The organism is Pelomonas nitida, assembly GCF_043555975.1.
Classification (GTDB): Bacteria; Pseudomonadota; Gammaproteobacteria; order Burkholderiales; family Burkholderiaceae_C; genus Pelomonas; species Pelomonas nitida.
Map to the genome: position 1 here is coordinate 44,300 of NZ_JBIGIA010000015.1, position 22,294 is coordinate 66,593.

General features: G+C 69.8%; 25 protein-coding genes. 13 read left to right on the plus strand and 12 right to left on the minus strand.

Annotation, left to right across the window (positions count from 1 at the left end; all coding sequences use genetic code 11):
• The first annotated feature begins 79 nt into the window (after positions 1 to 79).
• Entirely contained in the window at positions 80 to 841 is a 762-nt protein-coding gene (locus ACG00X_RS18125; RefSeq protein WP_394490051.1) for a Crp/Fnr family transcriptional regulator, read from the plus strand.
• 34 nt (positions 842 to 875) lie between these two features.
• On the opposite strand, the gene ACG00X_RS18130 is transcribed toward ACG00X_RS18125, so the two are convergent.
• Together ACG00X_RS18130 and ACG00X_RS18135 are read right to left on the minus strand one after the other, a co-directional pair.
• Positions 876 to 2,885 (minus strand): PAS domain S-box protein, encoded by a 2,010-nt coding sequence (locus tag ACG00X_RS18130; protein ID WP_394490053.1) that lies wholly within the window; start codon positions 2,883 to 2,885, stop codon positions 876 to 878.
• A 119-nt stretch (positions 2,886 to 3,004) separates the two neighbouring features.
• Entirely contained in the window at positions 3,005 to 3,748 is a 744-nt protein-coding gene (locus tag ACG00X_RS18135; protein ID WP_394490055.1) for a winged helix-turn-helix domain-containing protein, read from the minus strand.
• Between the two features lie 192 nt (positions 3,749 to 3,940).
• Between ACG00X_RS18135 and ACG00X_RS18140 the strand changes: the two genes are divergently transcribed.
• The 5 genes from ACG00X_RS18140 (at position 3,941) to ACG00X_RS18160 (ending at position 8,802) form a co-directional block, all read left to right on the plus strand.
• The gene (locus ACG00X_RS18140) at positions 3,941 to 4,417 is read left to right on the plus strand and encodes a hypothetical protein (protein WP_394490057.1); all 477 of its coding nucleotides are present in this window, start codon (positions 3,941 to 3,943) and stop codon (positions 4,415 to 4,417) included.
• Between the two features lie 10 nt (positions 4,418 to 4,427).
• The gene (locus ACG00X_RS18145) at positions 4,428 to 6,452 is read left to right on the plus strand and encodes an alkaline phosphatase (protein ID WP_394490059.1); all 2,025 of its coding nucleotides are present in this window, start codon (positions 4,428 to 4,430) and stop codon (positions 6,450 to 6,452) included.
• Between the two features lie 78 nt (positions 6,453 to 6,530).
• The gene (locus ACG00X_RS18150; RefSeq protein WP_394490061.1) at positions 6,531 to 7,304 is read left to right on the plus strand and encodes a class I SAM-dependent methyltransferase; all 774 of its coding nucleotides are present in this window, start codon (positions 6,531 to 6,533) and stop codon (positions 7,302 to 7,304) included.
• A 13-nt stretch (positions 7,305 to 7,317) separates the two neighbouring features.
• Complete coding sequence (locus ACG00X_RS18155; RefSeq protein WP_394490063.1) at positions 7,318 to 8,121, plus strand: DUF2520 domain-containing protein; 804 nt, start codon at positions 7,318 to 7,320, stop codon at positions 8,119 to 8,121.
• 126 nt (positions 8,122 to 8,247) lie between these two features.
• Positions 8,248 to 8,802, plus strand: coding sequence for a protein phosphatase CheZ (locus tag ACG00X_RS18160; protein WP_394490065.1), 555 nt, complete (start codon positions 8,248 to 8,250; stop codon positions 8,800 to 8,802).
• Positions 8,803 to 8,809: 7 nt separating this feature from the next.
• On the opposite strand, the gene ACG00X_RS18165 is transcribed toward ACG00X_RS18160, so the two are convergent.
• Entirely contained in the window at positions 8,810 to 9,628 is an 819-nt protein-coding gene (locus ACG00X_RS18165; protein ID WP_394490067.1) for a M90 family metallopeptidase, read from the minus strand.
• Positions 9,629 to 9,749: 121 nt separating this feature from the next.
• Positions 9,750 to 9,995 (minus strand): hypothetical protein, encoded by a 246-nt coding sequence (locus tag ACG00X_RS18170; protein WP_394490069.1) that lies wholly within the window; start codon positions 9,993 to 9,995, stop codon positions 9,750 to 9,752.
• A 183-nt stretch (positions 9,996 to 10,178) separates the two neighbouring features.
• On the opposite strand from ACG00X_RS18170, the gene ACG00X_RS18175 reads away from it, so the two are divergent.
• From ACG00X_RS18175 to ACG00X_RS18185, 3 genes are read left to right on the plus strand one after another with little or no spacing between them, the layout of a single operon-like run.
• Positions 10,179 to 10,325, plus strand: a complete 147-nt coding sequence (locus ACG00X_RS18175; RefSeq protein ID WP_394490071.1) for a hypothetical protein — start codon at positions 10,179 to 10,181, stop codon at positions 10,323 to 10,325.
• 8 nt (positions 10,326 to 10,333) lie between these two features.
• Entirely contained in the window at positions 10,334 to 10,681 is a 348-nt protein-coding gene (locus ACG00X_RS18180) for a hypothetical protein (protein ID WP_394490073.1), read from the plus strand.
• A 48-nt stretch (positions 10,682 to 10,729) separates the two neighbouring features.
• Positions 10,730 to 11,245 (plus strand): DUF4334 domain-containing protein, encoded by a 516-nt coding sequence (locus ACG00X_RS18185; RefSeq protein WP_394490075.1) that lies wholly within the window; start codon positions 10,730 to 10,732, stop codon positions 11,243 to 11,245.
• A gap of 22 nt (positions 11,246 to 11,267) precedes the next feature.
• On the opposite strand, the gene ylqF is transcribed toward ACG00X_RS18185, so the two are convergent.
• Positions 11,268 to 12,221: a ribosome biogenesis GTPase YlqF gene (gene ylqF, locus ACG00X_RS18190; RefSeq protein ID WP_394490077.1), complete on the minus strand. Its 954-nt coding sequence runs from the start codon at positions 12,219 to 12,221 to the stop codon at positions 11,268 to 11,270.
• Between the two features lie 122 nt (positions 12,222 to 12,343).
• Here ylqF and ACG00X_RS18195 point away from each other — a divergent pair, with 122 nt between their 5' ends.
• Positions 12,344 to 12,730, plus strand: coding sequence for a cold-shock protein (locus ACG00X_RS18195; RefSeq protein ID WP_394490080.1), 387 nt, complete (start codon positions 12,344 to 12,346; stop codon positions 12,728 to 12,730).
• Between the two features lie 67 nt (positions 12,731 to 12,797).
• On the opposite strand, the gene ACG00X_RS18200 is transcribed toward ACG00X_RS18195, so the two are convergent.
• The 5 genes from ACG00X_RS18200 to ACG00X_RS18220 form a co-directional block, all read right to left on the minus strand.
• Positions 12,798 to 13,115: an energy transducer TonB gene (locus ACG00X_RS18200; RefSeq protein ID WP_394490082.1), complete on the minus strand. Its 318-nt coding sequence runs from the start codon at positions 13,113 to 13,115 to the stop codon at positions 12,798 to 12,800.
• 27 nt (positions 13,116 to 13,142) lie between these two features.
• Entirely contained in the window at positions 13,143 to 14,690 is a 1,548-nt protein-coding gene (locus ACG00X_RS18205) for a methyl-accepting chemotaxis protein (protein ID WP_394490084.1), read from the minus strand.
• Positions 14,691 to 15,036: 346 nt separating this feature from the next.
• Complete coding sequence (locus ACG00X_RS18210) at positions 15,037 to 16,317, minus strand: c-type cytochrome (protein WP_394490086.1); 1,281 nt, start codon at positions 16,315 to 16,317, stop codon at positions 15,037 to 15,039.
• Positions 16,314 to 17,009: a c-type cytochrome gene (locus tag ACG00X_RS18215; RefSeq protein WP_394490088.1), complete on the minus strand. Its 696-nt coding sequence runs from the start codon at positions 17,007 to 17,009 to the stop codon at positions 16,314 to 16,316. The genes ACG00X_RS18210 and ACG00X_RS18215 overlap by 4 nt, the downstream gene beginning before the upstream one ends.
• A gap of 44 nt (positions 17,010 to 17,053) precedes the next feature.
• Positions 17,054 to 17,731, minus strand: coding sequence for a YggS family pyridoxal phosphate-dependent enzyme (locus ACG00X_RS18220; RefSeq protein ID WP_394490090.1), 678 nt, complete (start codon positions 17,729 to 17,731; stop codon positions 17,054 to 17,056).
• A 71-nt stretch (positions 17,732 to 17,802) separates the two neighbouring features.
• Here ACG00X_RS18220 and ACG00X_RS18225 point away from each other — a divergent pair, with 71 nt between their 5' ends.
• The 3 genes from ACG00X_RS18225 to ACG00X_RS18235 all read left to right on the plus strand — a co-directional run bounded on the left by ACG00X_RS18225 (position 17,803) and on the right by ACG00X_RS18235 (position 21,005).
• A complete protein-coding gene (locus ACG00X_RS18225; protein ID WP_394490092.1) occupies positions 17,803 to 18,846 on the plus strand; it encodes a type IV pilus twitching motility protein PilT in 1,044 nt (347 codons plus the stop codon).
• A 77-nt stretch (positions 18,847 to 18,923) separates the two neighbouring features.
• Complete coding sequence (locus ACG00X_RS18230; protein WP_394490094.1) at positions 18,924 to 20,060, plus strand: PilT/PilU family type 4a pilus ATPase; 1,137 nt, start codon at positions 18,924 to 18,926, stop codon at positions 20,058 to 20,060.
• Positions 20,061 to 20,114: 54 nt separating this feature from the next.
• The gene (locus ACG00X_RS18235; RefSeq protein ID WP_394490096.1) at positions 20,115 to 21,005 is read left to right on the plus strand and encodes an NAD(P)-dependent oxidoreductase; all 891 of its coding nucleotides are present in this window, start codon (positions 20,115 to 20,117) and stop codon (positions 21,003 to 21,005) included.
• Between the two features lie 63 nt (positions 21,006 to 21,068).
• On the opposite strand, the gene ACG00X_RS18240 is transcribed toward ACG00X_RS18235, so the two are convergent.
• Positions 21,069 to 21,680: a BON domain-containing protein gene (locus ACG00X_RS18240; protein WP_394490098.1), complete on the minus strand. Its 612-nt coding sequence runs from the start codon at positions 21,678 to 21,680 to the stop codon at positions 21,069 to 21,071.
• 30 nt (positions 21,681 to 21,710) lie between these two features.
• Positions 21,711 to 22,289, minus strand: coding sequence for an SIS domain-containing protein (locus tag ACG00X_RS18245; protein WP_394490100.1), 579 nt, complete (start codon positions 22,287 to 22,289; stop codon positions 21,711 to 21,713).
• Between the last annotated feature and the right edge of the window lie 5 nt (positions 22,290 to 22,294).

Below are 22,294 nucleotides of genomic sequence, written 5' to 3' on the forward strand. Positions count from 1 at the left end.
TGGCCGTCGCCGTTCTCAGGCAGTTGTCGGCGGCTTTCTAAGCTTCCGTCCATCGAAGCGAGAAGCCCAGGAGCCCATGATGATGACCACCGCCGCAGCCGCCACCGCCGACTTCCGCAGCACGCCGCGCGTGCCGGCCGCCCAGCATGCCGTGGCGGAGCGCATCGCCGACACGCTGCGCCTGCTGCAGGACCATGTCGTCATCACCCGCCGCATCGTGCATGCCGGTGACAGCGTCTACCAGGCCGGCGAGGCGTTCGACACGCTGCACGTCATCAACTCGGGCTTCTTCAAGACCATCAACCTGGCGGCGGACGGCCGCGAGCAGGTCGTGGGCCTGCACTTCAAGGGCGACTGGCTGGGCTTCGACGGCATTGCCGCCGGCCGCCATGGCTGCGACGCCGTGGCGCTGGACACCGGCGAGGTCTGGACGGTGCGCTACGACGCACTGCTGGCCGCCTGCTCGCGCCACACGCCGCTGCTGGCCGTGCTGCACGCCGCCATGAGCCGCGAGATCACGCGTGACCGTGACTCGCTGCTGAGCCTGTGCACGCTGTCGGCCGACGCCCGCGTGGCCGAGTTCCTGCGCTACTGGGCCGACGCGATGGCCCAGCGCGGCCTGCGCCACGACCAGATCACGCTGCGCATGACGCGCGCGGAGATCGGCAACTACCTGGGCATGACGCTGGAGACCGTGAGCCGCGCGCTGTCGCGCCTGTCGCGCGACAAGCTCATCGCCTTCCCCGAACGCGGCCGCCGCGACGTCAGCATCCCCGACGTGCAGGCGCTGGGCGCCTATGTGCAGCGCAGCGTGGCGCCGGCCAGCACGACGCTGCAGTGAACGAGGTTGAACGGGTGCGCGCGCCGGCCGCTGATCAGGCCGTCAGGCGCGCCACGGCGCGGGCCAGCTCCTCGCGGGTAAAGGGCTTGCGCAGCAGCTCCCAGGCCGAGGCCTCGTCGGCGTCCAGCAGCTCCGACGAATAGCCCGACATCAGCAGCACCGCCAGCTCTGGCTGGTGCTGCTGCGCCTGCTTGGCGAGCTGCGTGCCGCGCAACCCGGCGCCCAGCGCGATGTCGCTCAGCAGCAGCCCGTAGCGCGGGCCGGCCTGCAGCTCCAGCAGCGCCAGCTCGGCCGTGGCGAAGGCGCTGACCTGGCAGCCCAGCGCCTGCAGGAAGCTGCCGACGACGGAGCGCACCTCGGGCTCGTCCTCGACCAGCAGCACGCGCAGCCCGGCGGGCACCGCGCCGTGGGCCGCCGCGCCGGGCGTGTCGGCGCGCACGGTGCCGGCGGGGCAGGGCAGCAGCAGTGACACGGTGGTGCCTTCGCCGGGTGCGCTGTCCAGCAGCACGGCGCCGCGCGACTGCTTGGCAAAGCCATACACCGTGCTCAGGCCCAGGCCGGTGCCCCGGCCCGCGGGCTTGGTGGTGAAGAAGGGCTCGAAGGCGCGCTCCTTCACGGCGTCGGGCATGCCGCTGCCGGTGTCGGCGATGCAGATCTGCACGAAACCGTCGGGCAGGCCGCTGCCCTGCAGTTCGGCCGGCAGCGCCTCGCAGGGGCGGGCGGCGAAGCACAGGTCGCCGCCGTCGGGCATGGCGTCGCGCGCGTTGATGGCGATGTTCAGCAGCGCCGATTCCAGCTGGCCGGGGTCGGCCTGGCAGGGCGGGCAGCCCGGCTGCACCTGCACCGTGATGCGGATGCGCTGGTCCAGCGTGCGGCGCAGCATGTCGGCGAGCGACTCCAGCAGGGCCTGCACGTCCACGCGCGTGGGCTGCAGCACCTGGCGGCGCGAGAAGGCCAGCAGCTTGGCCGTCAGCTCGGCGCCCCGGCGCGAGGCGCGCATGGCCGCTGCGACGAAATGCGGCGCCGCCGCGTCGTCGGCCACGGCCGGGTGGTCCTCCAGCACCTGCAGGTTGCCCTGGATGATGGTCAGCAGGTTGTTGAAGTCATGCGCGATGCCGCCGGTCAGCTGGCCGACGCTCTCCAGCCGCTGCGCGTGGTTGAGCGCCTCCTCCGTCTGCTTGCGCTGCAGGCTGGCGGCCAGCAGGTGGGCCAGCGAGTGCAGGAACTGCACTTCGTCGTCGCCGAAACGGCCGGCGCGGCGCGAGCGCACCGTCAGCACGCCGACGACCTGACCCCGGTCGGTCAGCGGCACCGCCAGCCCCGCCACGAGGCCGGCGTCCAGGTAGCTGGCGGGCACGGTGAAGCGGGTTTCCTGCGCGTAGTCGGTCACCTGCATCGCCCGGCCTTCATGGACGACATAGCCCGGCGGGGTGTCCGGCCGGTTGGGCAGGCGGCTGCCGAGGGGCTCGGGCGTCACGCTGCCGGCGCTGCCCTCGACGCGGAAGGCCTGCCGGTCCGGCTCGAGCAGGAAGACGACCGACGCGTCGGCCTCCAGCGTGTCCACCGCCGCCTGCGGGATGCGCTGCAGCAGCAGGTGGGGGTCGCGCGTGTCGACGGCGAAACGGCCGATGTCGGCGATGCATTCGGCGTAGCGCGCGCGCTTGAGCGCCTGCTGCACACGCGGGTAGCCGCTCACGTCGCGGATGGCCGCCACGACATAGGGCAGGCCGTGCGCCTGCAGCGGGCTCAGGGCGATCTCGACCGGCACCTCCGAGCCGTCCTTGCGCCGGGCCACCAGGTCGGCCTGCATGCCCATGGGCCGCGGGCGCGGGGCGTCGCGGTAGCGCTCGCGGTAGGCCGCGTGGCGGGGGCGGATGGCGTCGGGCACGAGGGCGTCGACGGGCAGGCCCTCGAACTCCGCCAGCGTGTAGCCCAGCAAGGTCGCCGCCGCCGGGTTGGCCAGCGCGATGCAGCCGGCCGCGTCGACGAGCAGCAGCGCGTCGGCGTTGGCGATGAACTGCGCGCGGTAGAGCTCGGCGTCCATGTCAGCTGTCCATGGCGCAGCGCGTCACGCGCCACGCATCAACGTGTTGTCGGGCCGAACGCAGGGCCGGCTGCCGGCGTTCAGCCGGGGCGAGACCGGGCGAGGGGTTCACGTTCACCTCAGCGCGGGTCGAGCGGCGGGACAAACAGATAACCCGCGCCCCGCACGGCCTTGATGATCTGCGGCTCGGCGGCGTTGTCGCCCAGCTTCTTGCGCAGCCGGCCGATCAGCACGTCGATCGTGCGGTCGAACGGCGCGGCCTCGCGCCCGCGGGTCTGCTCCAGCAAAAAGTCGCGCGACAGCACCCGGCCGCCATGGCGGGCCAGCACCTGCAGCAGCTCGAACTCGCCGGTGGTGAGCACCACCTCGGCGCCGGCGCTGTCGACGAGCCTGCGAGCGGCCGTGTCCAGCGCCCAGCCGGCGAACTGCAGCCGGGCCCGCTCGGCCGGTGGCGGCGGCGCCACGGGTGGTGCGGCGGCTGGCGGGGCTTCGGCGGGCAGGATGCGGCGCAGCACGGCCTTGATGCGGGCCAGCAGCTCGCGCAGGTCGAAGGGCTTGGTCACGTAGTCGTCGGCACCCACCTCCAGGCCGACGACCTTGTCGATCGCGTCGCCCCGCCCGGTCACGATGACCAGGCCGCAACGCCAGTGCTCGCGCAGCTGGCGCGCGATGACGAAGCCGTCCTCGCCGGGCAGGCCCAGGTCCAGCAGCACGAGGGCGGGCGGGTCGCTGGCCATCAGCTCCAGCAGCGCGCGGCCGCTGTGCACCTGGCTGACGCGAAAGCCCTGGACGCTCAGATAGCCGGCCAGCAACTGGGTGATGTCGACTTCATCGTCGAGAACGGCAACGTGGGGCAGGCTCATGGAGAAGAGAGGGGGCGTGCGGGCGGGACCTGCGGTGTTGTCAAACTGTAACGCCCCTGACGCCACCATTGATTCAAGTCAAGGCGGCGCGGCGCCAGAGCGGCTTGGCGCGGCGCGGGCGGCGGGCGGTGCCGCCTTGTCACAGCGCTGACATGCAGCCGCGTGAGCATCGGCGGTTTTGGCACGCCCCGCATGAGACTGCTTTCCCTGCTGGCCCTGGCTGGCCTGATCGCGCTGCCCGCCGTGGCCGCAGCGCCGTTGCCGCTGGCGTTTGGCGACTTCTTCGTTCAGCCCATCGGCCCGCGTGGCCTGGAGCCCACGGCCGCGTTGAAGGCGGCCGACGGCCAGGCCGTGCGGCTGGTCGGCTTCATGGTCCGGCGCGAACGGCCGCTGGCCGGCAGCTTCCTGCTGACGCCGCGCCCCGTCACGATGGCCGAGCATGCCGACGGCGAGGCCGACGACCTGCCCGCCGCCACCGTCACCGTGCAGCTGGCGGCTTCGCAGCGCGAGCGCCTGGTGGCCTACCAGCCCGGCGCGATCGCGTTGACGGGGCGGCTGGAGGTCGGCCCGGTCGAAGACGAGACCGGTCGCGTCGGCTGGGTGCGCCTGCACCTGGCCGCCGACGCGCTGGCGGGCCAGCCCGGCGCCGCCGAGCCCCATTCCCACTGAACGCCTTCCGATGAAACAAGCCCTGTTCCTCGCCACGCTGGCTGCGGCCGGCTCCGCGCTGGCCGCGCCCAGCGTGACCCGCCTGACACCGCCCAGCGAGCTGTTCGCCAGCGGGCGCGCCGACCCCGTCGTCGCGCGCTTCCTGCCGGGCCAGCGCTTCGACCTGCAGGCCACCGTGAAGCCCGCTGCGGGCCAGAAGATCACGGCGGCCCGCTTCCTGATCGACGGCAAGCCGGTCGCCGCGCCCGTGGCGCTGCGCGACTGCACGGCCGGCTGTGTGAAGGGCGCCGCTGCGGAGACCACCATCGCCACCGTGCGCGCGGTGTCTGCCGAGGCCGCCGGCAAGCATGAGTTCAGCGTCGAGGCCACGCAGGCCGATGGCCAGAAGGTCACGGCGCGGGGCAACTTCGAGGTCGTGCCCTTCACGGCCGCGATGGGCCCCCAGGTGAAGAACATCATCATCCTGCTGGGCGACGGCATGGGCGCGTCGCAGCGCACCGCCGCGCGCATCGTGCACGGCTACGCGCAGGGCAAGGCGCTGCAGCCGCTGGCGATGGACACGTTCACGGCGACGGCGCTGGTCAAGACCTCGTCGCTGAACTCCATCGTCACCGACTCGTCGCCGGGCATGACCAGCTATGTCAGCGGCAACAAGAACAACAACAACGAGGAGGGCGTGTTCCCCGACGACACGGTCGACGCTTTCGACAACCCGCGCATCGAGTACCTCAGCGAATACCTGCACCGCACGCAGGGCAAGCAGCTGGGGATCGTGACGACGGCCGACGTGTTCGATGCCACGCCCGCCGGCAACGCCGTGCACACCAGCAACCGCGGCGCCGGCACGGGCATCGTCGACCAGTTCTTCGACGATCGCGCCCACACCGGCCTGACCGTGTTGATGGGCGGCGGGCGCAAGTGGTTCCTGCCGGCCGCCACGCCGGGCTCCGCACGCACGGACACGAGCGACTACGCCTTCTCGGCGACTGACGCGCACACCGGCGACATCGTCAAGCGCTGGGGCGTGTCTGCCGGCGCGCTGGACAAGGGCCGCGACCTCATCAAGGAGTTTCAGTCAGCGGGCTTCAGCTACGCGCCCACCAAGGCCGAGCTGGACAAGGCCGACGCCACCAAGCCGCTGCTGGGCCTGTTCGCGTTCTCCAACATGAACGTGGCGCTGGACAAGATCAACGGCCGCCGCGGCACCGACAAGAACGGTCTGCAGGGCGGCAGCGTCGTCGACGACTTCGGCCTGCCCGACCAGCCCATGCTCGACGAGATGGCGGCCAAGGCCATTGGCGTGCTCAAGCGTTCGCCCAAGGGCTTCGTGCTGCTGATCGAAGGTGCGTCCATCGACAAGCAGGCCCACGCGATGGACACCGAGCGCTGGATGCTGGACACGCTGGAGTTCGACCGCGCCGTGCGTGTGGCACAGGACTTCGCGGCCGAGCAGGGCGACACGCTGGTCATCGTGACGGCCGACCACGAATGCTCCGGCGCCGCGCTGATCGGCGGCGCCACGGTGACCGACAAGGCGCTGGCCGAGCTGGCCGCCAAGAAGGGCGTGGCCAACCTGCGCAACGGCGTGGTCGGCACCTACGAGAAGGCCGGCTTCCCGCATTACCGCCTTGCTGCGGATGGCTACCCCGAGACCACCGACATCGACTACCGCCTGCTGGTGGGCTACGGCGCCAACGCCGACCGCTACGAGGACTGGCGCACGAAGAAGACGCCGCAGCGCGACGGCCAGCAGCCCTTCGCCGTGGAGGCGCCGCTGAAGTGGTACCCCGCCAATGCGCAGGAGCGCGACGACGCGTTGGGCGAGTACCTCGTCACCGGCCAGGTGCCCGGTGAACAGGCCGTGCACACGGCGACCGACGTGCCGCTGTCGGCCTATGGCCCCGGTGCGTTGACGTTCACGGGCGTCATCGACAACACCGACGTCTTCTTCAAGCTCGCGCAGGCGGCGGTGAAGGGCGTGGTGGCACCGGCCGACACCAGCGGCGCACGCAAGCCGCCCAAGCCGCGGCGCTGACGCAGGCGGGCGTGCTGACGTTCGGCAGGGGGCGTTCCGGCGGCCGATACTGGCCGACCCGTCTGGAGACAAACACCCATGAACGCCTGGTTCACCGCCCCCCTTGCACTCGTCGTCGTCGTCGCCGTCGCGGCGCAGGCCCAGCCGGCCGATCCGCTGAAGGCGGCCATCGCGGCCGATCACCGCACGGTCGGCAACGTCGCACGCGACGCGGCCCGCCACCCCTACGAGACGCTGAGCTTCTTCGGCATCAAGCCCACCGACACCGTCGTCGAGCTGGCGCCGGGCGCCGGCTGGTACACCGAGATCCTGGCGCCCTACCTGCGTGACGCCGGCCAGCTCTACGTCGCCGACGGCGGCAGCGCCCGCTTCAAGGCCAAGATGGACGCATCGTCGGTCTACGGCAAGGTGCGTATCACGGCGTTCGACGCGAGCAAGGACCAGCTGGACATCGCGCCGGCAGGCAGCGCCGATGCGGTGCTGACCTTCCGCAACGTGCACAACTGGATGGCCGCCGGCAAGGCGCAGGAAGTCTTCAACGCCGCCTTCAAGGCGCTGAAGCCGGGCGGCGTGCTGGGCGTGGAAGAGCACCGCCTGCCGGCGAGCCGGCCGCAGGAAGCGCAGGCGCCCAGCGGCTATGTGCTGGAGGCCACCGTCATCAAGTTCGCCGAGGCGGCGGGCTTCAAGCTGGCCGCGCGCAGCGAGATCAACGCCAACCCCAAGGACACGGCTGACCACCCGCGCGGCGTGTGGACGCTGCCGCCCACCTACGCGCTGAAAGACCAGGACCGGGCCAAGTACCAGGCCATCGGCGAGAGCGACCGCATGACGCTGAAGTTCGTCAAACCCTGACGCACGGCCGCGCATGATCCACGCCGTCATCGGCTATGGCCGGCTGGCCCGCGCGCTGGTGCCCGCGCTGCGCGGCGCCGGCGAGACGGTTGTCGTGGGCCGCCGCGAGCCCGATGCGCACGCCTGTGGTGTGGTGGAGGCCGCCAGCCAGGCCGACTGGGTCTGGCTGACCGTGCCCGATGACGCCATCGCCACGCTGGCCGCCCGGCTGCCGTGGCGCCCGGGCCAGCTGGCGCTGCATTGCAGCGGTGCCACGCCGCTGCAGGCGCTGGCCCCGGCCCCCGCCGCCGCCGGCTTTCATCCGCTCAAGCTGCTGGCCGGCGACGCCGGGCTGGTGGGCGCCCATGTCGGCATCGAGGCAGGCGAAGCGCACCGCGCGCCGCTGTGGGCTCTGGCGCAGGCGCTGGGGTTGGTGCCGCTGGCGCTGCCGTCGCCCATGCCTGAGCGCGCGCGCGCCGCCTACCATGCGGCGGCCAACTTGGCCGCCAGCGGTGTGCTGGCGGTGCTGGCCGAGGCCGCCGGCCTGTGGGCAGCAGCGGGCTTGGCCCACGACCAGGCCTTGCCTGCGCTGTTGCCGCTGACCCGGGGCGCGCTGGACACGGCGGCCGCGCGCGGGCTGGCCGGGGCGGTGTCGGGGCCGGTGGCGCGCGGCGACACCGGGGTGCTGGCGCGGCATTTCGACGCGCTGGCCGGCGCGGGCCTGGACGCCGATCTGCTGACCGCGTTGCTGAAGCGGCAGTTGATGCTGGCCCAGCAGGCCGGGCGGCTGGATGCGGCACAAGTCACCGCCGTGCTGCACGCGCTGTCCGAGGGCTGAGCGCCCGATTTCGGTGAATGTGACAAAGGGCGCGTTCGTTCCCAGTCATTTGTTCGCAGCGCGGAGCAAGGCTCCTAAACTCTTTGGAGCCCGGCGGTGGTGCCGGGCGCATCGAGGGAGTTCGTGATGTCCGACGCATCCATTCAGGCCATGATCCGTGGCGACGCCGCCCAGATCCTGCACAACGTGGTGGATGAACTGCCCGATGCGCGGGAGCGCCTGGCCTATGTGCGCAGCATGACCGAACAGGCCGCGATCAAGGTGCTCAACCTGGTCGAGGCCGCGCAGGAAGATGCGGAGGCCGTGCGCAAGAAGGGCCGCGAGCTGTCCGACGCGCTGAACCGGCTGGCGCTGTCCACCAACATCAGCCAGGAGCGTGCCCGTGCGCTGATGAAGCTGTGCGCTGCCTATGCGGCCGACGCCGCCAGCTTTGCGGCGCGCGAGAAGTCGCTGCACACCGAGATCATGATGTCGCAGGACTTTCAGGATCTCTCCGGTCAGGTCATCAACAAGGTCAGCAAGATGCTGGAGCGCGCCGAGCCGCCGCTGCGTGACCTGATGCAGTCTCTGCCCGCACCCGTCGAGCCGCTGGCCACGGAGGAATTGGGCGGCGTGCAGACGCCTGACAAGGCGCTCAAGCAGGACGACGTCGACGACCTGCTGGCCAGCCTGGGCTTCTGAACCGGCGCTACAGCCAGCCGGCCGGGTCCAGCCGGTAGTAGGTGCGCAGTTCGGCGTACAGCGCCGGATGCCCGGCAGCCAGCTCCGCCGGCCGCTCGAAGAACAGCTCGCTGATGACGGCGAAGAACTCGGCCGGGTCGGTCGCCGCGTAGGCATCGATGAGCCCGGTCTTGCCTTGCGCGAGGCGCCAGCGCAGCGCATCGAATTCGTTCTGCATCACCGTCGACCAGCGCCGATAGGCCTCGGCCGTGGGCAGCGCCGGCGCGCCGTTGGCAGGGCCGCCGGCCTGGTCCAGCTGATGCGCGAATTCGTGGATGACCACGTTGTGGCCGTCGCCGGGCAGTGCCGCGCCGCGCTTGACTTCGTCCCAGGCCAGCAGCACCTGACCCTGGCTCCAGCTTTCGCCCGCCAGCACGCGCCGCTGGTCGGACTGAACGCCGCCTTCGGTCACCGGCCGCTCGACGACGAAGGCGCCCGGGTACAGCAACACCTGGCGCAGCTCAGGGTAGATCCCGCGCGCCGCGCCCAGCAGCGGCAGGCAGGCCAGCGCGGCGATGGTCACGCGCATTTCGTCCGTTACGCGCAGGCCGCGGCAGCCGAGGATGGGCTTCTCGGCCAGGAACACCTGCATCAGCCCCTTCAGCCGCAGTTGCTGGCGCGCCGGCAGCCGGGCCACCAGGGGCACATGCCGGCGCAGCAGCCGTCGCCACGCCGACGGGAAAGGCTGCCGTGCGATGCGCTCACGCCGACGCCTCACCCACAGCGGCCACAACGCGATGCCTGCCGCAGCCAGCAGGACGAGGAGGAAGCAGAGGAGCAGCGGCATGGGCGGCAACTGGGCCCGGGCCGTGGCTTTGCAAGCCCCCTACGGTCGCGATTTGGTTGCGTCGGGCAACCGGCGTGAGCGCATGTCTTTTGTTGGTCGTCGCCGGCGTGCGCCGCGCGGTTTACTTGCCGTTGGCCATGGGCGACTGGCCGGGGTGGTTTCTGATCGATTGCGTCATGTCATCGACGGCGGCCCGGTCGGCGGCCTTCTGTGTGTTGCTGCGGCAGTGCGACTTGGGGATGCTCGTGCCGACCTGGGTTTCGCGCCGGCAGGTGACGCCATCTTCTTGCGCCTGCTTGTTGTCGTCGGGTGCGGTGGCGGCGCAGGCGGCCAGCAGCAGGGGAGCGAGGAGCAGCAGTCGGGTCATGAAATGTGCAGAAAGGTGAAGTGATGTGGCGCAGGATACCGCGCGCTGACGGCGTGTCTGCAGGGCGTCTGCCGGTGCATGGCTGCGTGGCGGACGTAACTTCCTGTGAACCTGTCATCCGCCGACGGGGCTCGCTGGTTAACGGGGTGCGGCCGCGCGGTTTGCGGCCCGGAGATAGTGCCCATGAAACGACTCGCCCTTGTTGCCGCGCTGCTGTCGGCGACGCTGCTGTCCGGTTGCATCGTCGTGCCATCGCATCGCTACTACCACCATCACGACGAGGGTCGCGGTGACTATCGCGGCGGCTACGGTCAGCCGGGTCGCCGTTGAGCGCCGCCATGACGCGCACCAAGCTTCTGTTGGCAGCCGCTGCGGCTGGCGGGCTGCTGTCCGGCTGCATCGTGGTGCCGGCCCACCATGTGCACGGCGGTGCCTATGTGGCGCCGGCACCGGCCGTCGTGGTCGTCGATGCACCGCCGCCACCACCTTATGCCGAGATGGTGCCTGTCGTGCCGTATCCCGGCGCCGTGTGGATCGGCGGTTATTGGGGCTGGAGCGGCGGGCGCCACACCTGGGTGCCGGGCTACTACGAGCGTCCGCGCCCGGGTTACCGCTACGAGCCGCACCGCTGGGAGAGCCAGGGTGGCCGCTGGCATCTGCGCGTGGGTGGCTGGATCCGCATGTAGCGCCGGCCTGCTTGTCGGGGCTGCAGGCGGGCCGGATGATGCGGCCGCATGAACGCTCGCGATCCGGCCTCGGCCTTTCAACTCTTCGACGCGCTGGAGCCCGTGACGGTCGGCTTCATGATCGGCTGCTGGCGCGGCGAAGGCTTCCCGACCGGCCATGCGCTGGATGGCGCGCTGGAAGCCTATGGTTGGTGGGGCAAGCGCTTTGACAACCCGGAGTGCGTGCACCCGCTGCTGTTTGCCAGGCGCGGTGGCGGCACGCTGGCGCTGAACCCGCTGTGGATGGCGCCCGCGCTGCGTTGGCTGGACCGCTGGCCGCTGCCCAAGTCGCCCGCCATCGGCCGTGCGCTGCAATGGGCGCTGCCGCTGCTGTCGACACGCCGCCCGCGGGCGCGGTTGCGGGAGATTGCGCATCGCGGCCGCGTCAGCGCGGCCATGGTCTACGACCAACTGCCCATCATCGACGTGTTCCGTCGCCTGGACGATGACACGGTGCTCGGGCTGATGGATCAGAAAGACTCCGAGCAGACCTTCTTCTTCGTGCTCAGGCGCCAGCCCGCGTGAGGGCGGTCGCCACCGTGTGGCGTCAGGCGTCGCCGCTGGCGGCCTGCCGGCGGCCACTGCGGCGTTCCTTGTCGGCCAGACGCGCCGCCTGGGCCTGTTCCGCCTTGAGCGCTTCGGCGTCGGCGGCGGTCTGGCGCCAGGCCGCCATCTCTTCGGGCGTTTCAAGCGTGATGCGGCCCAGATGCCCGCCGCGGAAGTCCATCAGCAATGCCTCGGCAGCCTTGTGCATCTGCACCGCGCCGCCGCGGATCTTGGCGCCGCGCTTGACGCCGATGGCCTCCAGCACTGCGTCGTCCGCGCCGAGTTCGGTGAGCCCGTAGCGCTCCTGCAGTCGCGGCGCATAGCGGCGCTTGAGCGTGGCGATCAGTTCGAGCGCCACTTCTTCCTCGTCGAACGCGTTGCGGCCGATGGCGCCGCTGGCCGCCAGGTGATAGCCGCTCTCCGCGATGGCGATGCGCGGCCACAACATTCCGGGCGTGTCAAACAAATAGAAACCATTTTCCAGAACGAACTTCTGCTCCAGCTTCGTGATGCCGGGTTCGTCGCCGGTCTTGGCCGCGCGCTTGCCCACCAAGGTGTTGATCAGCGTGCTTTTACCCACGTTGGGGATGCCGCAGATCATCACGCGCAGCGGTTTGTGCATGTCGCCCCGCAGCGGTGCGAGTTCGCGGCAGGCCTTGATCAAGGCACGGGAGGGCGCCTTGTCCCCCGCATCCAGAGGGATAGCCCGCGTGTGGGGCTGGGCGTTGTAATGCGCCAGCCAGGCCTCGGTCTGTGCAGGGTCTGCCAGATCCTGCTTGTTCAGCACCTTCAACGAAGGTCGCCCCGTGGTCAGTGCCGCCAGCAGCGGATTGCTGCTGGAGCCCGGCAGGCGGGCGTCCAGCAATTCGATGACCACGTCCAGCCCCGCCTTCACGCGATCCTTGATCGCCTGACGGGTGGAGTTCATGTGGCCAGGGAACCAGTTGATGGGCATGCGTGAATCGGCGTTGGGGCGGGGCAGATATTGTCGGGGCTTACATCCGGTTGCCGCGCTCCCGCGCGCTACCGCCAATATTTGGTCATTTGTTCGAGGGCAGTATGCGGTTCGATGGGGTTTTGGTCGCTTGGAACCACGATGCAGGCTACGGCAGCATCCGTCCGGCGGGTGGCGGTGACGAGGTGTTCGTCACGTTGGCCGCCTTTCCGACCGATGGTGAAGGGCCGCAACTCGATGAGCCCTTGAGCTTCGAAGTCGTGGCCGGCCGTGACGGTCGCAAGCAGGCCGTGCATCTGCAGCGAAAGCCGTCGACCAAGCGGGATTCGGCGCTGAGTGCAGCGCGTGGCGCGGGCCATGCGCGGGTGCGCCAGGCGCGGCGGCGTCGTCGTCGCCTCGGCCTGCTGGCCGGGGCGGTCGTGGCCGGCATGCTCATCGTGAGTGCCGTGCGCCTGTGGCCGCATCACCCGAAGGTCGATGCCCGGGCAGCGCTGCAGGCGCCGCGTTAGAAGGGTGGAAGGTGCCTCACCCGCCGGGCTTGCCCGGCGGTGGTGAGTGTGGCGCCGCGTGCCGGGGTCAGTCTTCGTTCTTGAAAACGAGCTTGACCTCGTGCGTCGCCTTCTCGCCCGGCTCGAACTTCCATTCCATCAAGGCCTGGGTGACGGCACGGTCGAAGACGCGCTTCGGCTCAGCCTCGACGATCTCGACCGCGCTGACCTTGCCGTCGGCTTCGATGGTCAGCTTGGCCTTGACCGACCCGGCGGAGATGCCCTTCTTGACGGCTTCGGCGGGGAACTCCGGCGGCACCTTCTTGACGACCTTGGGCGTGGCGTGCGCGGCCAGGGCCAGCATCAGCGTGGCGGCGAGAACGGTGGCGGAACGCAGGATGGACATGGCGACCCTTTGCAAGTGAGATGAAGTTCAGGCCGCGCGGAAGAAGCCGACGGCTTCGATCAGGCGGGTGGAACTGTCGCGCAGCGCGTCGGCAGAACGGCTGAGCTCGCCGACGAGGCTGGTGTTCTGCTGGGTCGCCTTGTCGAGTTCGTTCATCGCGCCGTTGACGACGCCCACGCCGGTGGCCTGCTCCTGGGCCGAGTGCGAGATCTCCTCGATGAGCTTGCCCATGTTGTTGACCTCGTCCACGACGCTGCGGATCGTCACACCGGCGTTGTTGACCAGCGTGGTGCCGTTTTCGACCTTGACGGTCGATTCCTGGATCAGCACCTTGATTTCCTTGGCGGCGCCGGCCGAGCGTTGGGCCAGCGCGCGCACTTCGGCCGCCACGACGGCGAAGCCACGACCGTGTTCACCGGCGCGGGCAGCTTCGACCGCCGCGTTCAGCGCCAGGATGTTGGTCTGGAAGGCGATGCCGTCGATGACGCCGATGATGTCGCCGATCTTCTTGGAGCTGGCGCTGATCTCTTCCATGGTCTCGACGACCTGGGACACCACCGTGCCGCCGTTGCTGGCCGCCTGACGGGCCGTCACCGCGATGCCGGCGGCGCGGCGGGTCAGGTCGCTGGCGCCCTTGAGCGTGGAGGCGATCTGCTCGACGGACGCGGCCGTGTTCTGCAGGCTGGCGGCGGAACGTGTGGTGCGGTCGGCCAGGTTGGCGTTGCTGTCGGCGATGGAACCGGAGTTGTGGGCCACCTCGCTGGCAGCGGTCGACACGTCGCGCACGACACCCGACAGCGCCAGCTGCATGTTCTGCATGGCCTGCAGCATCTGGCTCAGCTCGTCGCGGCCGTCCACGGTGATGCGCTGGGTCAGGTCGCCAGCGGCAATGGCCTCAGCGGCGCCCTGGGCCTTGCGGGCCGGGCCGACGATGGAGCGCGCGATGACCACGCCACCACCCAGGCCGATGACCACGGCAACGGCCACCAGAACGACCGTCAGCACGATCGAAGACTTGGCGCGCTGGTTGCCGGACGTGGCGAGCTGCTTGCCGCTCTCGAACTGCATGTCGACCAGCTTCTTCAGGCCTTCCTGCAGCGCGGTCTGCGCCGGGCGCAGGTCGGTGATCAGGCTTTCGCGGGCTTCGTCGGGGCTGCCGTCGGTCTGCACCTTCTGGAACTTTTCCAGCGCGGCCAGGAACTTGCTCTTGCGTTCGCGCACTTCGTTGACGGCGGCCTTCTCGGCGTCGTCGGTGATGGCGGCTTCCAGGCTGGCCAGCTGCTTCTCGCCTTCTTCCAGCGCGTCGGCGATGGCCTTCTTCTGCTTCTTGATGGCGCCGGCGGTGTCCAGCAGCAGCAGGTCGCGCACGGCGCGGGAAATGATGTTGATCTGGTTTTCCAGACCGTTGGCGGCGCCGATCTTGACGAGGCTGGAGTTCGCGGTGCGATCAAGGTCCTCCGACAGGCGCTTCGCATTGGAGGCGCCGAAAACGCCAATGGCCACCAGCAAAAGAATAAGGAGGCCAAAGCTCACGGCCAGACGGGGGCCGATGCGCAATTGCGTCAGGAAGTTCATTCAGTTCTCGTCCTTGTCGTGATCAGGTGTCTGCGGCGGTTGCCGCTCAGGCGCGCGGAATGGGCGCTTGGCCCGCGGCTCCTTGTCGGACCGCCCCAGCAATGGGCCGTCGCAGAGTGTGTCGTCACCTGTGACCCTTTGAAACTTGCGGCGTCCCGACCCCGTGAAGTCGTTCACGACGGCGCCATCGCCCCGCTGAAGCGTGCGTGGCGATGGCGACAGTGTTCAGGTGAGCGAACGCCTCAACTCGGCAGATCCCTGCGGGTTTCCACTCAGAAGTCGTGTGTAGCGCGACGAAGCCTGCTTGCTCGGCGGCGCCGGGCCATGACGTTTCGCACCCGCGGCGTCAGCGCTGAGCGGCTGCCGATCGCCAACGCAGCACTTCGACGGCATCGACGTCCCCCGCGTGGTGGCCGAAGGACTCCCTCAGATGGCTGGCCAGTGCGGCAAGGTCTTGTGCGTCCAGCACGCCGGCGAACGGCGGCATGCCGTAAGGGCGCGGATGACCGGGCGTCGCCGGGCCGAAGCCGCCCCGCTCGATGACGAGCAGCAGGTTGGCCGGGCTGGCCTGCGTCACCAGGCGGCTGCCCGCGAGCGCGGGGTAGGCCTGAGCGCCACTGGCATCGAGCCGGCCTTCGCCCTGGGTGCCGTGGCAGGCCGCGCAATGGTCTCGGTAGAGCGCGGCGCCTCGTTCGCGCCGGCGTGGTGCCGGGGTGGCGCCCGTGGGGCGCGGGACAGCCTGTTCGGGCAGTGTCTGCAGATAGGTGGCCATGGCGGTGAGGTCGGCGTCGTTCAGCGCGGCCGTGCTGCCCAGCACCACTTCCGCCATCGGTCCCTGGGCCGTGTGCCCGTTCGCATGGCCGTCGCGCAGCAGTCGCTGCACGGCCTCCTGCGGCCAGCGCTGCACACCGGCTTCTGACGGGTCCAGCAGCGAGGGGGCGACCCAGCCCAGGCCGGCGAGCGGCCCGCCGCGGAAGTCTGCCGGGCCGTCGTCGCCCGCCAGTGCGCCGCGGCGAGCGTGGCAGGCGCTGCAATGCGCCAGGCCTTGGCTCAGGTAGGCGCCGCGGTTCCAGACGGCATCGCGCGCTGGGTCGGGCCGATAAACCCCCGGGCGGAAGTGCAGCGCGCGCCACGCGGCCAGTGCCACTTGGGTGCCGTAAGGCCAGCGCAGTTCGTGTTCACGGCGTGGTGCGGGCTGCGGCGGCTGTGCCTGCAGCCAGGCGTGCAGGGCGTCGGCGTCCTCGCGCGTCACGAGTGTCGTGTTCGTCAGCGGGTGGGCGGGCACGAGCAGTCGGCCGTCGCGGCTGCGGCCGAAGTGCAGCGCGCCCCAGAAGTCGTCGGCGCTCCAGCCGCCCAGGCCGGTGGCGTCGGGCGTCAGGTTGGTGGAGAAGACGGTGCCGAACGGCGTGGGGATGGGCCGGCCGCCAGCCAGGCGCGCGCCGCCTCGGGCGGTGTGGCAGCTCGCGCAGTTGCCGACGGCCGCGAGGTAGGCGCCGCGCGCGACGCTGGCCGGCGCGAAGGCGGGCGGTGTGCTGTCGGTCAGCCCGCGCTGCCAGGCGAGCAGGCCCCAGGCCGCCCCCACCGTCAGGCCGGCCAGGGCCGCCAACGCGATCAGCAGGCGCTTCATGGCGTCAGGCCGCCGCAACGCACGGGGGGCGGCGCGGCCAGCGCGGCAGCCGGGTGCGGATCGGCCGGCATGGGCTGGCCGGCGAGGTACTGGGTCAGGGCGTGGATGTCGGCGTCGGTCAGCGCTTGGGCGATCTGCGCCATGCAGTCCGGCGGCTGGGCGCGGCGCTGGCCGCTGCGCCAGGCACCGAGCTGGCCGTTGAGATAGTCGCGCGACAGGCCCAGCAGGCCCGGCACGACGGGTTGCGTGCCCGTCAGCCGCTCGCCGTGGCAGGCGGTGCAGGCCGGCAATTGCCGGGCGGGGTCGCCGTGGCGCACCAGCTGTTCGGCCCGGGCCAGCGCCGGTGTGGGCAGGGTGGGGGCCTGCGGCGGTGGGTAGGGCAGGTCCAGCGACGCGAAATAGCCCGCCAGTTCCTTCAGGTAGGCGTCGGACAGGGGGGCGATGAGCTCGCTCATCAGCCCGTAGTCGCGCCGGCCATCGCGGAAGTTCAGCAACTGGTTGTGCAGATAGCCGGCCGGCTTGCCCGCCAGCCGGGGGTAGTAGCCGTCCGGCGCGGCGCGGCCCTGCTTGCCATGGCATCCGGTGCAGGCGAGCGCGCGTTGGGCCAGCGTGTCGGGGGCCGGCTCGGCACTGCTCGCGGCGGCGGCGATGAGCAGCGCGGCGGCCAGTGCGATGCGCTGCGGGGTGGCCATGTCGTCCGTGTGCCCGCGCCCGCGTCGACCGTTGGGCGGGTGCCTCAGCCCCGGCTGCCGAAGATGGCGGAGCCGACGCGCACCATCGTGGAGCCGGCGCGGATGGCGTCTTCGAGGTCGGCGCTCATGCCCAGCGAGAGCGTGTCCAGTGCCAGGCCTTCGGCCTTCAGGGCGTCGAACAGCGCTGCCATGGCCTGGTGCTGGGCCAGCGCGCCGGGGCCGGGCTCGGGCACCGCCATCAGGCCGCGCAGCGTCAGTCGGGGCAGGGCTGCCACCTGGTGAGCCAGCGCCCTGACGTCGCCAGGCAACAAACCGCTCTTGCTGGCCTCGGCGCTGATGTTGACTTGCAAGCAAATGTTCAGCGGTGGCAGCCCGGCCGGGCGCTGTTCGGACAGCCGCTCGGCGATCTTGAGGCGGTCCACGGCGTGCACCCAGTCGAACTGTTCGGCGACCGGGCGCGTCTTGTTGGACTGCAGCGGGCCGATGAGATGCCACTCGATCTGTTCGCGCAGATCGGCCAATTCATCGATCTTGGCGAGCCCTTCCTGCACATAGTTCTCGCCGAAAGCGCGTGCGCCGGCGGCGAAGGCTTCGCGCACGGCGGCAGCGGGAAACGTTTTGCTGACCACCAGCAGATGGACCGCGTCGGCCGGCCGGCCGGCTGCGACACATGCCGCAGCGATGCGGCTTTTGGTGACGTGAAGGGAATCTGAGATCGCCATAATCAGCTGAGCACTTTAGGGCCTGTTTCACGGCGGGCACCGATTCCCGTCGCGAACACAGGCCCCAACCCATGGACATCACTCAGCTGCTGGCTTTTTCGGTCAAGAACAAGGCATCCGACCTGCACCTCTCGGCCGGCCTGCCCCCCATGATTCGCGTGCACGGCGATGTGCGCCGCATCAACGTCGAGGCCCTGGACCACCGCGCGGTCCACGACATGGTCTACGACATCATGAACGACTCCCAGCGCAAGGTGTACGAAGAGACGCTGGAAGTCGACTTCTCGTTCGAGATCCAGGGCCTGGCGCGCTTTCGCGTCAACGCCTTCAACCAGAACCGCGGCGCCGGCGCCGTGTTCCGGACGATTCCGAGCAAGATCCTGAGCCTGGAGCAACTGGCCGCGCCCAAGGTCTTTGCCGACCTCGCGCTCAAGCCGCGCGGCATGGTGCTGGTGACCGGCCCGACCGGCTCCGGCAAGAGCACGACGCTGGCGGCCATGATCAACCACCTCAACGAGAACGAGTACGGCCACATCCTGACCATCGAGGACCCGATCGAGTTCGTGCACGAGTCCAAGAAGAGTCTGATCAACCAGCGGGAAGTCGGCCCGCACACGCACAGCTTCAGCAACGCGCTGCGCTCCGCCCTGCGCGAAGACCCGGACGCGGTGCTGGTGGGTGAAATGCGCGACCTGGAAACCATCCGCCTGGCGCTGACGGCCGCCGAAACGGGCCACCTGGTGTTCGGCACGCTGCACACCTCGTCGGCCGCCAAGACGGTGGACCGTATCGTCGACGTGTTCCCCGCAGCCGAAAAGGAGATGGTGCGCGCGATGGTGTCGGAGTCGCTCGTGGCGGTGATCTCGCAGAGCCTGTGCAAGCTCAAGGACGGCAGCGGCCGCGTGGCGGCGCACGAGATCATGCTGGGCACCTCGGCCATCCGCAACCTGATCCGCGAGAACAAGGTGGCGCAGATGTATTCGTCCATCCAGACCGGCAACTCGCAGGGCATGCAGACGCTGGACCAGAACCTGACGGACCTGGTCCGTCGCAACATCATTTCGCCGGCCGAGGCACGCTCCAAGGCCAAGTTCCCTGAAAACTTTCCTGGCTAAGCCAGGAAAGTTTGACGTCACTCATATGGCTTGCCATGTGAGTGACGGCAAAACTCCCCGATACAAGGACAAGCATCATGGAACGCGATCAGGCCTCCAAATTCATCAACGACCTGCTGCGGCTGATGCTGTCGCGCAAGGGCTCCGACCTGTTCCTGACGGCGGAGTTCCCGCCGGCCATCAAGGTGGACGGCAAGATGACCAAGGTCTCGCCGCAACCGCTGACGGGGCAGCACACGCTGCAGTTGGCGCGGTCCATCATGAACGACAAGCAGGCCGCCGAGTTCGAGCGCACCAAGGAGTGCAACTTCGCGATCTCGCCGCATGGCATCGGCCGCTTCCGCGTCAATGCCTTCATCCAGCAAGGCCATGTGGGCCTGGTGCTGCGGACCATCCCGTCCACGCTGCCCACCATCGCCTCGCTGGACTTGCCGCCGGTGCTGCGCGAGGTGGTGCAGAACAAGCGCGGGCTGGTCATCGTCGTGGGCGCCACGGGCTCGGGCAAGAGCACGTCGCTGGCCGCGATGATCGACGAGCGTAACGAGACCACCTATGGCCACATCGTGACCATCGAGGACCCGATCGAGTTCGTGCACCCGCACAAGAACTGCATCGTCACGCAGCGCGAACTGGGCATCGACACCGACAGCTGGGAAGCGGCGCTGAGGAACTCGCTGCGCCAGGCGCCCGACGTCATCCTGATGGGCGAGCTGCGCGACCGCGAGACGATGGACCATGCGATCGCATTCGCCGAGACCGGTCACCTGTGCATGGCCACGCTGCACGCCAACAGCGCCAACCAGGCGCTGGACCGCATCATCAACTTCTTCCCCGAAGAGCGCCGCGCCCAGCTGCTGATGGACTTGTCGCTGAACCTGCGCTCGCTGATCTCGCAGCGCCTGCTGCCGCGCCGCGAGGGCAAGGGCCGCGTGGCGGCTGTCGAGATCATGCTGAACACGCCGCTGATCTCAGACCTGATCTTCAAGGGCGAGATCAGCGAGATCAAGGAGCTGATGAAGCGCTCGCGCGAGCAGGGCATGCAGACCTTCGACCAGGCGCTGTTCGACCTCTACGAGGCCGGCAAGGTCACCTACGAAGACGCGCTGCGCAACGCCGACTCCGTGAACGACCTGCGCCTGCAGATCAAGCTCAACAGCGAGCGCGCCCGCTCCGGCGATCTGTCCACCGGCACGGAACACCTCACGATCATCTGACCACCCCGTCCCGGTTTCGCGGCCGCCGTGTCGGGATTCCGGACGCATCAGCACATGAGCAACCGTACTTACGAAACGCTTCCCGCCCGCCGCGTGGCTTTCCTCGGCCTGGGCGTCATGGGCCACCCGATGGCGGGCCATCTGGCCCGCGCCGGCCACCAGGTCACGGTCTACAACCGCACCGCTGCCAAGGCCCAGGCCTGGGCTGCGGAATACGGTGGCGCGGTTGCCGCCACACCGGCCGAGGCGGCCCAGGGCGCGGCGTTCGTGTTCTGCTGCGTCGGCAACGACGACGACCTGCGCTCCGTGGTGCTGGGCGAACACGGCGCGTTGGCGGGCATGGCGGCCGGCGCGGTGTTTGTCGACCACACGACGGCCTCGGCCGAGGTCGCCCGTGAACTGCACGCCGAGGCGGCCCGGCGTGGCATCGCCTTCGTCGACGCGCCGGTGTCGGGTGGCCAGGCGGGTGCCGTCAACGGCGCGCTGACGGTCATGTGCGGTGGCGACGCGGCAGCCTTTGACGCGATGAAGCCTGTGGCGATGAATTTCGCCCGCGCCGTGACGCTGCTGGGCGGCCCTGGCGCCGGCCAGCTGGCCAAGATGGTGAATCAGATCTGCATCGCCGGTGTCGTGCAGGGGCTGGCCGAGGCGGTGCGCTTCGGCCAGAACGCGGGCCTGGACATGGCGCAGGTGCTCGACGTCATCGGCAAGGGCGCTGCGCAGAGCTGGCAGATGGACAACCGCGGCAAGACCATGGTCGAGGACAAGTTCGACTTCGGCTTCGCGGTGGACTGGATGCGCAAGGACCTCGGCCTCGTGCTCGACGAGGCCCGCCGCAATGGTTCACGCCTGCCGCTGACGGCGCTGGTGGACCAGTTCTACGCCGATGTGCAGGCCCAGGGTGGCAACCGCTGGGACACGTCGTCGCTGATCAAGCGACTCTGAGCGCGTGAGCCGAGACGCTCGCGGGCCATCGCCCGCGAGCGTCGGCGCGTCTGGACGACGGGCTCAAGACTTCTTCGGCAGCGTCTGCGCGAGTTCGTCTTCGCTGATGATCTCGAAGGCGCGCACGACCTTCTTCACGCCGCTGACCTGGCGCACGATTTCCGTCGCCCGGGCGGCTTCGCGCTCGGTCACGCGGCCCATCAGGTAGACCTGCGAGCGCTCGACGACGACGTAGAAGGCGTTGCTCATCAGGTCGCGTGCGTCGATGAACTGGGCCTTGACCTTGCCGGCGATGACCGTGTCGTTGGCGCGGCTGCTCAGCGAACTGGCCGCCAGCACTTCCACCTCGTTCAGCACCTTCTGCACGTTCTCCACGCCGCTGACGATGCCGTCCAGTCGCGCGCGCGCCTCTTCGGAGTTGGCTTCGCCGGTGATCAGCACCGTGCGGTTGTAGCTGTTGATGCTGACGTGCACCTTCTCGCCGAGTTGCTCACGCACGCGGGCACCGGCCTTGACCTCGATGGTCTGGTCCTCGAGCTGGGCGCCGGAGGTGCGGCGGTCGGTCGCGACGCTGACGCCACCCATCATCGCGCCGCCGATCAGCAGCGGCGCGCAGCCGGTGGCGAGGGTGCTGGCCAGCACGGCGGCGGTCAGCGTCAGGGAGAGCTTCTTCATGTTCAGGGTTCCAGGGGGGGGCCAGGGGGGTTATTCGTCGCTGCCCAGCAGCTGCAGGTCGATGGCGTCGGCCAGGGCATGCAGCAGCACACGCTGGGCTTCCACAACGCGCGGCTCGCGACCGTGGCTGACGCGGATCTGGATGTCGGTGTCTTGCAGCAGGCCGCGCCATTCGTCGTTGGCGCCGGTGGGTTGGGCGGTCAGCGCGATGATGCTCATCTCCTGCGCATGCGCCACGGCCAAAGCGGGCTGCCAAGCATCACGCTGCTCGCGCAGTGGCTCGATCATGATGAGCACGTCGCCGGGGTGGCCGTGCGCCTGCAGCAGTCGGGCCAGGTCCAGCCCCGCCGCCTCGCGGGCCTGGGCGGCCAGACTCCAGGCGGCCAGGCCCGGGCGCTCCTGCTCGAAGCGGCCGGCCAGGCGTGCGGCGAGATAGTCGGCATCCAGGCTGGCCAGGCCTTGTGCGGCGCAGAGGATGCGGTTGCCGCCAGTGATGGCGTCCACCACCATCTGCGCGGCCATCGCCAGGGGGCGGGCCAGTTGCTCGGCCGCCTGGTACAGAAGGTCGGCGCTTTCGAAGAACTGCTGCTGGATTCTTTGCTCGATCATGGAGG